The sequence below is a fragment of the Bacillus sp. 22446 genome, assembly GCF_052044955.1.
Taxonomy (GTDB): Bacteria; Bacillota; Bacilli; order Bacillales; family Bacillaceae; genus Bacillus; species Bacillus altitudinis.
The window spans coordinates 89,856-101,559 of the sequence record NZ_JBQEOD010000003.1 but is presented as its reverse complement, the minus strand read 5'-3'; the positions used below and the strand labels follow the sequence as shown (position 1 = coordinate 101,559).

Annotated in this window: 15 protein-coding genes; all 15 read right to left on the bottom strand. The window is 42.1% G+C overall.

What is annotated here, in order from left to right; genetic code table 11:
* Positions 1–13 precede the first annotated feature (13 nt).
* Positions 14–880: a F0F1 ATP synthase subunit gamma gene (locus tag ACTJJD_RS07850; RefSeq protein WP_007497628.1), complete on the bottom strand. Its 867-nt coding sequence runs from the start codon at positions 878–880 to the stop codon at positions 14–16.
* 88 nt (positions 881–968) lie between these two features.
* On the bottom strand, positions 969–2,477 hold the full coding sequence (gene atpA / locus ACTJJD_RS07845) for a F0F1 ATP synthase subunit alpha (RefSeq protein ID WP_008343398.1): 1,509 nt from the start codon (positions 2,475–2,477) through the stop codon (positions 969–971).
* Positions 2,478–2,493: 16 nt separating this feature from the next.
* Complete coding sequence (locus ACTJJD_RS07840; RefSeq protein WP_007497632.1) at positions 2,494–3,039, bottom strand: F0F1 ATP synthase subunit delta; 546 nt, start codon at positions 3,037–3,039, stop codon at positions 2,494–2,496.
* The gene (gene atpF, locus ACTJJD_RS07835) at positions 3,036–3,548 is read right to left on the bottom strand and encodes a F0F1 ATP synthase subunit B (RefSeq protein ID WP_007497634.1); all 513 of its coding nucleotides are present in this window, start codon (positions 3,546–3,548) and stop codon (positions 3,036–3,038) included. The genes ACTJJD_RS07840 and atpF overlap by 4 nt, the downstream gene beginning before the upstream one ends.
* Before the next feature lie 120 nt (positions 3,549–3,668).
* A complete protein-coding gene (atpE, locus tag ACTJJD_RS07830; protein ID WP_003214968.1) occupies positions 3,669–3,881 on the bottom strand; it encodes a F0F1 ATP synthase subunit C in 213 nt (70 codons plus the stop codon).
* A gap of 48 nt (positions 3,882–3,929) precedes the next feature.
* Entirely contained in the window at positions 3,930–4,664 is a 735-nt protein-coding gene (atpB, locus tag ACTJJD_RS07825; protein ID WP_007497637.1) for a F0F1 ATP synthase subunit A, read from the bottom strand.
* A 7-nt stretch (positions 4,665–4,671) separates the two neighbouring features.
* The gene (locus ACTJJD_RS07820; RefSeq protein WP_007497639.1) at positions 4,672–5,055 is read right to left on the bottom strand and encodes an ATP synthase subunit I; all 384 of its coding nucleotides are present in this window, start codon (positions 5,053–5,055) and stop codon (positions 4,672–4,674) included.
* 498 nt (positions 5,056–5,553) lie between these two features.
* Positions 5,554–6,183 carry a uracil phosphoribosyltransferase gene (gene upp, locus ACTJJD_RS07815; protein ID WP_003214553.1) on the bottom strand — a complete coding sequence of 210 codons (630 nt, stop codon included), beginning with the start codon at positions 6,181–6,183 and terminating at the stop codon, positions 5,554–5,556.
* Between the two features lie 147 nt (positions 6,184–6,330).
* A complete protein-coding gene (gene glyA, locus ACTJJD_RS07810) occupies positions 6,331–7,578 on the bottom strand; it encodes a serine hydroxymethyltransferase (RefSeq protein ID WP_024718755.1) in 1,248 nt (415 codons plus the stop codon).
* 177 nt (positions 7,579–7,755) lie between these two features.
* Positions 7,756–8,295 (bottom strand): TIGR01440 family protein, encoded by a 540-nt coding sequence (locus tag ACTJJD_RS07805; protein ID WP_135009591.1) that lies wholly within the window; start codon positions 8,293–8,295, stop codon positions 7,756–7,758.
* A 12-nt stretch (positions 8,296–8,307) separates the two neighbouring features.
* The gene (rpiB, locus tag ACTJJD_RS07800; protein WP_003214714.1) at positions 8,308–8,757 is read right to left on the bottom strand and encodes a ribose 5-phosphate isomerase B; all 450 of its coding nucleotides are present in this window, start codon (positions 8,755–8,757) and stop codon (positions 8,308–8,310) included.
* A 141-nt stretch (positions 8,758–8,898) separates the two neighbouring features.
* Positions 8,899–9,357: a low molecular weight protein arginine phosphatase gene (locus tag ACTJJD_RS07795; protein WP_017360042.1), complete on the bottom strand. Its 459-nt coding sequence runs from the start codon at positions 9,355–9,357 to the stop codon at positions 8,899–8,901.
* Between the two features lie 63 nt (positions 9,358–9,420).
* Positions 9,421–9,975: a manganese efflux pump MntP gene (locus ACTJJD_RS07790; protein WP_025208133.1), complete on the bottom strand. Its 555-nt coding sequence runs from the start codon at positions 9,973–9,975 to the stop codon at positions 9,421–9,423.
* Positions 9,976–10,035: 60 nt separating this feature from the next.
* Entirely contained in the window at positions 10,036–11,088 is a 1,053-nt protein-coding gene (locus ACTJJD_RS07785) for an L-threonylcarbamoyladenylate synthase (protein ID WP_440608267.1), read from the bottom strand.
* Positions 11,089–11,249: 161 nt separating this feature from the next.
* On the bottom strand, positions 11,250–11,693 hold the full coding sequence (locus ACTJJD_RS07780; protein WP_007497650.1) for a GNAT family N-acetyltransferase: 444 nt from the start codon (positions 11,691–11,693) through the stop codon (positions 11,250–11,252).
* Between the last annotated feature and the right edge of the window lie 11 nt (positions 11,694–11,704).

Here is an 11,704-nt window from a genome sequence, read left to right as displayed (position 1 = left end):
CTGACAATTATTTCTATTCTAAGGCAGCTGCTCCGCCGACAATTTCTGTAATCTCTTGTGTAATCGCTGCTTGACGAGCACGGTTGTAAGAGAGTGTCAGGCTGTCGATCAATTCTTTTGCGTTGTCTGTTGCACTCTTCATTGCTGTCATCCTTGCAGCATGTTCACTTGCTTTGCTGTCAAGAAGCGCACCGAAAATCAAACTCTCTGCATATTGAGGAAGGAGAACTTCAAGAATTTCTTCTTCAGAAGGCTCAAACTCATAAGATGCGGAACGTTTATTTGGTGTCGCTGCGGCCGAAAGGTCCGTTAGCGGCAATAATTTTTTCTCTGTTACTTCTTGTGAAATGGCACTGACGAAATGGTTATAGAACATGTAAAGCTCATCAAACGCTTCATCAGAGAACATTTGCACTGTACTGCTTGCTAATTCTTTAATATCAGCAAACGCTACTTCGTCTCCAAGCCCTGTTACTTCAGAAATAACTGGAATACCACGCTTTTTGAAGAAGTCGCGTCCGATTTTACCAATCACAATCACCGCATATTCATCAGCAGATTGATGACGAGATTGAATGGCTTGGTAAGCGGCACGTAAAATCGAGCTGTTAAAAGGTCCTGCAAGTCCTCGATCAGATGTAATGACGAGATACCCTGTTTTCTTAACAGGTCTGGAAAGAAGCATTGGGTGCTTAGCACTTGTTCCAGTTGCGATTGCCGCAACGACTTCTTGGATTTTCTCCATGTAAGGAACAAAGGACTTCGCATTATTTTCAGCACGATTCAGTTTCGCAGCTGATACCATTTGCATCGCTTTTGTGATCTGACTCGATTTTTTTGTTGACGTGATCCTTGACTTAATATCGCGTAATGAGGCCAAAGATTTCACCACCTTTTTTCAGGAATCCGTGTTCATTTACGTGAAAAGAGAGAAAAAGAGAATCTTTTTCTCTCGGAAAGATTACTAATTAGTTGCTTGGTGCAAACGTACGTTTAAAGCCTTCGATCGCTGCTTTCCACTCTTCATCAGCAGGCATGTTTCCTGTTTGAGAGATTGTGTCAAACAAGTCTTTATGGTTTTCTTCAATGTACATGAATAACTCAGCTTCAAAGCGTTTGACATCAGCAATCGCTACATCATCTAAGTATCCTCTTGTCAGTGCATAAAGAATCGCTACTTGTTTTTCAACTTTCAGCGGTTTGTTCAAGTCTTGTTTTAAGACTTCAACTGTTCTAGCACCACGGTTTAATTTAGCTTGAGTCGCTTGGTCTAGATCAGATCCAAACTGAGCGAATGCTTCAAGCTCACGATAAGAAGCAAGATCCAGACGAAGTGTACCTGCTACCTTTTTCATCGCTTTGATTTGTGCAGAACCACCTACACGAGATACAGACAATCCTGCGTTTACCGCTGGACGTACGCCTGAGAAGAAGAGATCAGATTGTAAGAAGATCTGTCCATCTGTGATTGAGATAACGTTTGTTGGGATATATGCAGAGATATCACCAGCTTGCGTTTCTACGAAAGGCAATGCTGTGATAGAACCGCCACCCTTTTCATCACTAAGCTTCGCTGCACGCTCTAATAAACGAGAGTGAAGATAGAAAACATCACCAGGGAATGCTTCACGACCTGGAGGACGACGAAGCAATAATGAAAGCTCACGGTAAGCTGCCGCTTGTTTAGAAAGGTCATCATACACAACAAGCACATGCTTGCCGTTATACATGAATTCCTCACCCATCGTTACACCTGCATAAGGAGCAAGGTAAAGAAGTGGAGCTGGCTGTGATGCAGAAGCTGTGACAACGATTGTGTAGTCAAGCGCACCATGCTTACGAAGTGTTTCAACAACACCACGAACAGTTGATTCTTTTTGTCCGATCGCTACATAGATACAGATCATGTCTTGATCTTTTTGGTTAAGGATCGTATCGATTGCAACAGATGTTTTACCTGTTTGACGGTCCCCAATGATCAATTCACGCTGTCCGCGTCCGATTGGAATCAAGGCATCAATTGCTTTAATTCCCGTTTGAAGCGGCTCATGTACCGATTTACGATCCATAACGCCTGGTGCTTCACTTTCGATTGGACGTGTTTTGCTTGTTAAAATTGGACCTAGTCCATCAACAGGCTGACCAAGTGGGTTCACAATACGTCCGATTAACTCTTCTCCTACTGGAACCTCCATGATACGACCTGTACGTTTTACGTCGTCACCTTCACGGATATCTTTGTAAGGTCCTAAGATTACGATACCTACGTTAGACTCCTCAAGGTTTTGAGCCATACCCATTACACCGTTAGAGAACTCAACAAGCTCTCCTGCCATAATGTTGTCAAGGCCATGTACACGCGCGATACCGTCCCCTACTTGAATGACTGTACCGACATCTTTTACTTCAATTTCAGATTGATAGTTTTGGATTTGCTGCTTTATCAGCGCGCTAATCTCTTCAGCTTTGATACTCACTAAGGTTTCACCCCTTCTAACGATTTTCGCCTGCAAGCTGACGTTCAATGCGGGAAAGCTTTCCGCTGACACTGCCGTCATAAATGCGGTTTCCGATACGGATTTTCACTCCGCCTATTAGATCCTTGTCAATCACGTTTTCTACACGCAGTGATGTGACTCCGGCTTTTTTGGCAAATACTTCAGATAAAGATTGAATTTCAGCTCCGCTGAGCGGTTTCACTGAATACACGATCGCATCGTCTATTTGTTTCGTACGGTTTGCAAGTTTCACAAACTCAGACGCCATTTCAGGAAAAATATTCGTGCGTCCACGGTCAATCAGTAAATACATTGTGTGCAAAACATATGTCGAAACACCTTTGAAAGCTTCTGCAATCAGATGTTTCTTTTTGTCTGCCGTAATCTTCGGATGAACAAGAAAGTCATTTAATTCTTGGTCAGCCTTGAGAACTTTTTTGATCTCATTCAGCTCTTTTTCAGTTTCGTCTACTGCCGAAGAAGCAAGAACGATGTCAAAAAGAGCAGAAGCGTAACGCTTAGAGACAATAGTCACGCTCATCGGCTTTCGCCTGCCTCTTTAAGATACTCTTGGATCAATTTCTCTTGTGCTTGCTCATCAAGTTCTTTTTCAATCACTTTAGAAGCAATTAATACAGAAAGTGATGCAACTTGCTCGCGCAGTGCAGCCACAGCTTGTTCTTTTTCTTTCACGATTTCAGTTCTAGCAGACTCTTTCAAACGCTCTGATTCTTGACGTGCTGCTTGAATGATGTCTTCTTTTTGTTTCTCACCAATCTTTTTCGCATTTTCGATGAGTGTATGTGATTCTTCGCGTGCTTCTTTCAATAAGACACGTTGTTCTTCAAGAAGCTTTTCAGCTTGAACGTGTTTTTCTTCAGCACTTGAAATTTCATTTCCTATATAATCTTCACGCTGTTTCATAATCCCTAATAAAGGCTTAAGCGCAAATTTCTTTAAAAGTGCAAGCAGGATGAGCATAGCGATCAGCTGGAATATGATATCTCCGGTGTTTAGACCTGCTCCTAAAACTACTGGTAACTGAGACATTTAGTACGGCAACTCCCTTCTTTAAATAATATGTTAAGAAACAAAACATAAAGGAATGGCGAAGTTTCGAACTAATCTGATCTTCGCCATTAAAATTCATATTAGAACGCTTCTCACATATTAACCAAAGAATGCCAAGAATGCGATAACGACAGCGATAATTGGAAGTGCCTCAACTAAAGCTACCCCGATGAACATAAGAGTTCTTAGTTCTCTACCAGCTTCTGGCTGACGAGCGATTCCTTCAACTGTTTTAGATACGATTAGACCGTTACCAATACCTGCTCCTAGTGCTCCTAAACCGATTGCAATTGCTGCTGCTATTAAATTCATTAAAAAGCTCCTCCTTTAAAATAACGTCCTTTTTGGACTCTCAATTTTTTAGTGTTCGTCGCTGACTTTATGGGAGATATACACCATTGTCAGCATGGTGAAGATAAATGCCTGGATGGTTCCGACAAACAAACTGAATGCCTGCCATACAATCATCGGCACGATGGCACCTAATGTACCAATGATACCTAATGCAAGGTTTTGCGAATAGAAATTAGTCGCAAGTCCTGCAAGTAAACCAAGAAGAATCTCTCCAGCGAAAATATTTCCATAAAGACGCAAACCAAGTGTTAATGTGTTTGCAAATTCTTCAATAATTTTCAGCGGTACTAAAAGTGGGATTGGTCTAAAGTAGTCTTTTGTATATTCCTTGACTCCTTTTGCTTTAACACCATAGTAGTGTGTCAATCCCATGACCATAACCGCTAGTGTCATTGTGATTGCAGGATCAGCAGTTGGTGATTTCCACCATAAGTTGTGATCGACCGTAATCGAGAATGGCAGTCCAAGCATGTTTGAAACAAATATGTACATGAGTAATGTAACGCCAAGCGCTAGAAATGGGGCTCCTGTTTTCATGTCCATCGAACTACCTATGATATTTCGAACAAAATCAACAATCCATTCCATGAAGTTCTGCGCCTTTGTCGGACGAATAGCCAGAACACGAGTAGTCAGCACCGCTATGAGAAGAACGATGATACTAGCAATCGTAATCATGAGAACATTGGATAAGTTGAACGTTAACCCTAAAAATTCTGTAGTTTTTGAACTGTGACCCAAAGAGTATTCACCTCTCTTCCATAGTAGAACGTTTAAGTTGAATGAAGGAATCTATCATAATGACAGGATATATTGTCATTAATCCTATAACAACACCTGCCAGATGAACTTCGTTAGGGTAACGCCAAGCAATCGCTACTGCGAGAATTGCGTTGGCCCACCTGGCTGTACTTCCCATTGAACGAATAGATTTTCCTTTTTTAACTGCTCGATCAAAAGCATGCATTCTCCGAATAAGCAGGAATAAATTAAAGAAAGCAAAAATTGTGCCGATAATGAAACCAAGAAACAGTGGTTTAAAACCAGGCATGGCATAGCCAAACACAAAAATTGCCAATAAATAGAACATATATTTACTCTGTCTGCGGAAAATGACGTTTGGATCGTTCATTCATCTGACTCCCGATGAAAAATATTGTAAAAAAGGTGATAAATGGTGATGAAAACTGCGTAGAAGACGCTTATGATAAGCCGTCCTATTTGAAAAAAATCAATCACCCATCGGTCTAATTGTGCAATCAGACTTGAAATCTTTAGATCTATGGGATTCTGCTTCATTCGCTGATACAAACCCTGATTATTAAAGGGTTCACAATGAGGATTAGTAGAGTGCTATAGGCTATGAAAACCTTACCATAATACCCTCGTTTAGCATACAATAGCGTCTATGATGTGTCAATCCGTTGAAAGTTAAAAAACTTTTCTATAATGAGAGAGCACACAAAATGTTCACAATTTCATCAAACTTTAGGAGAGTTGTGACATTCATTCAAAAAAACTGCTAATGTTCAGTATACATTGATTTTTCTAAGAACGATATCAACCGTTTGTCATATTTTTCAAAAAAGCCCACATGCACGTTTGCATGTGGGCTTTTCATGAATCTTTCTTATTTTGTTCCATACATACGGTCACCAGCATCACCAAGACCTGGGATGATGTAACCTTTTTCGTTTAACTTCTCATCTAATGCCGCAATGTAGATATCAACATCTGGATGATGTTTTTGCATTTCTTCTACACCTTCTGGCGCAGCAATCAGACACATGAAGCGGATGTTTTTCGCACCGCGTTTTTTCAAGCTGTTTAATGCTTCTACAGCTGATCCGCCCGTTGCAAGCATTGGGTCTACTACGATAAATTCACGCTCTTCCACATCAGATGGAAGCTTCACATAATATTCAACAGGCTTTAATGTCTTCGGATCACGGTATAAACCGACATGTCCCACTTTGGCAGCTGGAATGAGTTTCAAAATCCCGTCTACCATTCCAAGACCTGCTCTTAAAATCGGCACAACTCCGAGTTTTTTACCTGAGATCACGTTTGATTTAGCGACTTGTACAGGTGTTTCTACATCTACCTCTTCAAGCGGTAAGTCTCTTGTGATTTCAAATGCCATTAATGTTGCGACTTCATCCACTAGCTCTCTAAATTCTTTTGTTCCTGTATGAACGTCACGAATATATGTAAGTTTGTGCTGAATAAGCGGGTGATCAAATACATAAACCTTTGCCATTGCTTGCTACAACTCCTTTTCTGTCATCTTCCGGTGAACTTTGCACACTTCCTACAATTCTACATAAAAAGACATCATCTTTCAATATGATTCGCAAATCCTACAAAAAAAACCCACATGCCAAAAATAGGCAAATGGGTCTGCATCTTAATAATCTAATTCTTGATATAGAGGGAAACGAGCTGTCAGATCAGATACACGCTTTTTCGCCTCTTCTAATTTCGCTTCATCTTCATGATGTTTCAGAGCAAGCGCAATAATGGAACCGACTTCTTTCATCGCTTCTTGATCGAAGCCACGGCTTGTCACTGCTGCTGTACCTACACGTACACCACTTGTAACAAATGGTTTCTCTGGATCATATGGAATTGCATTTTTGTTCACCGTGATACCAATTTCATCAAGAACGTTTTCTGCAATTTTTCCTGTAATGCCAAGAGAGCGCAAGTCGATGAGAACAAGATGGTTATCTGTTCCACCAGATACAAGCTGAATATCCTCAGATAAAAGTGTTTCAGCTAGTTGTTTTGCGTTATCAATCACGTTTTGTGCATATGTTTTGAAATCTCCGTTCAATACTTCACCGAAAGAAACAGCTTTTGCAGAGATCACATGCATGAGTGGTCCACCTTGAATACCAGGGAAGATCGATTTGTCGATCTTTTTACCAAACTCTTCACGGCATAGAATCATTCCGCCGCGAGGTCCGCGCAATGTTTTGTGAGTTGTCGTTGTCACAAAATCAGCGTAAGGAACTGGATTTGGATGAAGACCTGCTGCAACAAGACCCGCGATGTGAGCCATGTCCACCATAAAGTAAGCACCGACTTCATCGGCAATTTCACGGAACTTTTTGAAATCAATTTGACGTGGGTAAGCACTTGCCCCCGCTACGATTAGTTTCGGCTTATGCTCACGTGCTTTTTCAAGTACATCTTGGTAGTCGATATGTTGTGTTTCTTTATCTACACCGTATTCTACAAAGTTGTACTGTACGCCGCTAAAGTTTACAGGGCTTCCATGTGTTAAATGCCCGCCATGTGATAAGTTCATGCCTAGCACTGTATCGCCATGCTCAAGGATTGTAAAGTATACGGCCATATTCGCTTGAGCTCCTGAGTGAGGCTGTACGTTCACATACTCAGCGCCAAAAATTTCTTTTGCGCGGTCACGTGCGATATCTTCTACAACGTCTACATGTTCACAGCCGCCATAGTAGCGTTTACCAGGGTAACCTTCTGCATATTTGTTTGTTAAGACAGAGCCCTGTGCTTCCATGACTGCTTCGCTTACGAAGTTTTCTGATGCAATTAATTCGATTTTGTCCTGCTGGCGTTTCCGCTCTAGTTGAATTGCTTTGAATACTTGTGCGTCTTGCTCAGGTAAATGTTTCATCAGCGAAATCCTCTCCAATCTATTTCCATTCGATGTTTTCACCATCTCATTGTACACGGTTTTTGAGTAAAATGTAAAAGTTTTTTTTGGAAAATCGACTTCTTTTTTATGAAAACCCGAATATTCAAGGGGTGGAGCGTCTTCATCATTCAACATTATATTAGAAATATATCCGAACTATGATCTTGTATAAACGGCTCGTTCTCCGCCAATCAGCTTTGGACGAGTTTTTGCAAACGTCACATGTGCTTGTCCTAATTGATGACGACTGAGACGGACCGGTACGGCTACCCGCTTTAAGTGCATACCGATTAATGTATCACCGATATCAATCCCTGCATGCGCTGAAATGGATTCAACCAGCACAGGGTGTTCCATTTGCTGATACGCATGCGCCGCCATAGAACCACCCGCCTTACGGACAGGTACTGCCGCTACAATTTCTAAGTTAAGCCGGTACGCCACCTCTTCTTCCACAACGAGGGCACGATTCAAATGCTCGCAGCATTGGAAGGCCAATTCGATTCCTGTCTCGCGTCTCAGTTGATCGAGCTCTTGATAAATAGCTTCAGCAATTTGCTCACTTCCCGCTGTCCCAATGTGCTCGCCAGCCACTTCTGATGTACTGCAGCCAATCACTAAAATGTGGCCGGCTCGCAGTTCAACTGTTTGATGAAACTCTTTTAACATTTCAAGCCAATCTTGACCAATGTTCATGTTAAGCGCTCCTTACAGGTGCTTTTCTTCGTAATCAGCGATTTTACCAATCCGCACAGCATGACGTCCTGCAGTAAATTCTGTTGTCAGCCAAATGTGAGCAATCTCTCTTGCCAATCCTGGTCCAATGACTCGTTCTCCCATCGCAAGAACATTTGTATCGTTATGTTCTCTCGTCGCCTTTGCACTGAATGTATCATGCGCCAGTGCACAGCGGATGCCTTTCACTTTGTTTGCTGAAATACTCATACCAATACCTGTCCCGCAAATCAAAATGCCGCGATCGACTTCCCCGTTTGCCACCATATTGGCTACAGGAAAAGCATAGTCAGGGTAGTCTACAGAACCTGATCCACATTCACAACCCATATCAATGTATTCAATCTTTAATTCATCCATTAGTTGTTTGATTTCTTCACGAATATTCGTTCCGCCGTGATCGGATGCAATGGCTACTTTCATCGGGCAATTCCTCCTAAGGGTGAGTTAATCTGTCATGTCTTACATTCATTTTTTATTTACAGTTATATTTTAACCTCTGCCTAGTCATTTGCAAACAAAAGCAGAAAAACCGTTTGCGCAACGGTTTTACAGGTTGTCCATTTATGAGGATTTGTGATCCTGTTTAAGCTTTTTAGCAAGTTGATACAATAGCGTTTCTAGTTCATCTCGTGTCTCCTGATAAATGGAGAGGCTCCCTCCAAATGGATCCGACACGTCACCTTCTGATCCTGTCGCAAATTCTTTTAGAGTGAAGACCTTGTCTTTCACATGAGCATATTGCTCCACAATCAACTGTTTATGCTGAATCGTCATGGTGAAGACATAATCTGCTTCATGAAGAAGTTCTTCTGTTAGTTTAGACGACGAGTGATTGAGTGGAATGCTTTTCTCAAATAATGCTTCGACTGCTTGAGGAGAAGCCTTCCCTGCATCAGAGGCGAAGATGCCCGCTGATTTTACAGTGACCTGTAAGCCTTTTTCATCTGCAATGGAGGAAAAAAGGGCTTGAGCCATCGGACTTCTGCAAGTATTTCCCGTACAAACAAATAAGATATTCATCTTTCGACCTCCTTTTCTTCTATTATATAGCATTTCATTCTACATGTTATGTAAGGAGACTGGCTAGAGCGGAAATAATAATTTGATTCCAAAGGCTAGTAAAATCAATCCGCCAAGCGCCCCGCTGTATGAACCTACCCATGACCGAACCTGTTTACCGAGTAATAATCCAAGCCATGTGAGCATCATACTAAAAAAACCAAACAATAAAATGGTCATCAACACCCGAGAACCGTAAATCCCCAGGCTTAAGCCAACGGAAAAACTATCTAAACTCACACTTGTTGCAAAAAGAACGAGACCGGCCCCAACAGGTGCGATAAATGGCTTATCTTCTTTTCGGATAGAAGCGATGATCATTTGCAGACCCAGCACCAAAAGCAGCGCCCCGCCAATATAGGTTGCTAGGAGCCCAAGCCAGCCAGATAAAAGCTGACCTGTCAGCATGCCAAAAAGAGGCATAAACATATGAAATATCCCAATGACAAGTCCAATATAAAGGATCTGGCGGAATCTCAGCTGAATCATCCCCATGCCGAGTCCAACCGAAAAGGCATCCATTCCAAGTGCAAAAGCCATGATACTGAGTGTCAGCAATTCGCCAGCTAGTTCATTCATGTAAATCCCCCTTGGACACGCATTCTCCTTTAACCTATGTTTGTCCAAGAAAGGTTAGAACTATTTGAACGAAGAGAGAGTACGCCCTCCTGCCGCTTTTTGCAGACGGTTCATGATCGCAGAACCAACTCCCTGCTCTGAGAAGGCTTCTGAAATGATCAAGTCTACATCCGTTTTGTCAAATTGTCTTAGCACACGATATAAGTTTGCCGCAACCGTTTCAGGCTTTTCTCTCCATCCACAGCTAAAGATTACATCTGCCGCAAACCATTCCTTCTTTTCTTCTGTCGTCAGCACACCTACTTTTAGCCCTTCAGCTCGGTACTTCTGAATGTGCAGCTGCATGTCTTCATCACTTCCATGAAATATATACATTTGTGCTTCAGGTGCATAATGTGTGTATTTCATTCCCGGCGATACTGGCGCCTCATCCTTTTTCGTCAGCCCTGGATCCATGTTGACCGTTCCTACGACCTCTTCTAACGCTTCTTTTGTAATACCGCCCGGCCTTAAGATCACTGGAATCTCGTCTATACAGGATACAACCGTTGACTCCACGCCAATACCTGTTGAACCACCATCGACAATGCCAGCAATTTTCCCATCAAGATCACTCGCGACATGATCCGCAAGTGTCGGCGACGGTTTTCCCGAACGGTTGGCACTAGGCGCGGCAATTGGCAGACCAGCTGCTCGGATGAGTTCAAGCGCAACAGGATGATCAGGCATTCTTACGCCTACTGTCGTTAAACCTGCCGTCACCTGCTTTGATAATGTGCCCGGCTTACAAGGTAGAACAATGGTGAGAGCGCCTGGCCAAAAGGCATCCATCAGCGCTGTTACTTTTTCATTTTCTATTTGCGCAAATTCATGAAGCTGTTGAACATCCGCAATGTGAACAATCAACGGATTATCACTTGGGCGTCCTTTCGCTTCATAAATTTTCTTCACAGCCTCTGTCTCTTTTGCATTTGCCCCTAGTCCATAAACCGTTTCTGTCGGAAAAGCGACCACTTCATTCTGCCGCAACAACAGAGCTGCTTGTTCAATTTGTGGATAGTATGTGGATAAATCCTTTTTTAAATCCACAGACCACCTTTTTGTATTTAACATCATACAAACTCCTTTTAAAAAAGATAAAACTGTTGATATATCTCAATTATCCTTTTGAAAGTATAAAAGATGATGCTAAATAAAACAAGCGTTGTCCACGATTTGTGGATAACGCTTGTTTTACAGTGGATAAGTATGTGAATAAGTCCGGTGTTTTGTGATTAACTAGCTGTTTTTTGCAGCACAACCGCCTGCTCTTTTCCCAACGACTCTTTTGCATGCGCAGATACCCACACACTTTCTGGGATTTCCTCTATAGGCGTAAAGCCCATCAGCGCTAAAAAATCATGTGAAGAGGAGTGATTGGCTACAACATAAAAGGTGTCCACACCTTGCTTTTCCCCTAGCGTTTGAACACTTTGGAATAGAGAAACGATATGCCCCTGGCCGAGTTTATCTGATATCACAAGTGATCTTAGCAATCCTTCTTGTTCATTTAGTCGTTCAAGACCTAAACAGCCTGCAAGCTCACCGTCTGCATCTTCCATGACCACAAATGACGTACGCTCTGCAATCGTCACCCCGCCTTTTGCTTGGCCTTTTTCAAGAAAAGCATTAATAGCCGGGGCATCTTCTTCTGTCGCTATTCTTAATTGATAATACATGCTTTCACCTC

What these genes read in the sequence shown, in the direction of transcription:
- ACTJJD_RS07840 (WP_007497632.1), bottom strand. Translation starts at nt 3,039, where the DNA reads ATGAGCGTGACTATTGTCTCTAAGCGTTACGCTTCTGCTCTTTTTGAC.
- atpF (WP_007497634.1), bottom strand. Translation starts at nt 3,548, where the DNA reads ATGTCTCAGTTACCAGTAGTTTTAGGAGCAGGTCTAAACACCGGAGAT.
- atpE (WP_003214968.1), bottom strand. Translation starts at nt 3,881, where the DNA reads ATGAATTTAATAGCAGCAGCAATTGCAATCGGTTTAGGAGCACTAGGA.
- ACTJJD_RS07820 (WP_007497639.1), bottom strand. Translation starts at nt 5,055, where the DNA reads ATGAACGATCCAAACGTCATTTTCCGCAGACAGAGTAAATATATGTTC.
- upp (WP_003214553.1), bottom strand. Translation starts at nt 6,183, where the DNA reads ATGGCAAAGGTTTATGTATTTGATCACCCGCTTATTCAGCACAAACTT.
- glyA (WP_024718755.1), bottom strand. Translation starts at nt 7,578, where the DNA reads ATGAAACATTTACCTGAGCAAGACGCACAAGTATTCAAAGCAATTCAA.
- ACTJJD_RS07805 (WP_135009591.1), bottom strand. Translation starts at nt 8,295, where the DNA reads ATGAACATTGGTCAAGATTGGCTTGAAATGTTAAAAGAGTTTCATCAA.
- rpiB (WP_003214714.1), bottom strand. Translation starts at nt 8,757, where the DNA reads ATGAAAGTAGCCATTGCATCCGATCACGGCGGAACGAATATTCGTGAA.
- ACTJJD_RS07795 (WP_017360042.1), bottom strand. Translation starts at nt 9,357, where the DNA reads ATGAATATCTTATTTGTTTGTACGGGAAATACTTGCAGAAGTCCGATG.
- ACTJJD_RS07790 (WP_025208133.1), bottom strand. Translation starts at nt 9,975, where the DNA reads ATGAATGAACTAGCTGGCGAATTGCTGACACTCAGTATCATGGCTTTT.
- ACTJJD_RS07785 (WP_440608267.1), bottom strand. Translation starts at nt 11,088, where the DNA reads ATGTTAAATACAAAAAGGTGGTCTGTGGATTTAAAAAAGGATTTATCC.
- ACTJJD_RS07780 (WP_007497650.1), bottom strand. Translation starts at nt 11,693, where the DNA reads ATGTATTATCAATTAAGAATAGCGACAGAAGAAGATGCCCCGGCTATT.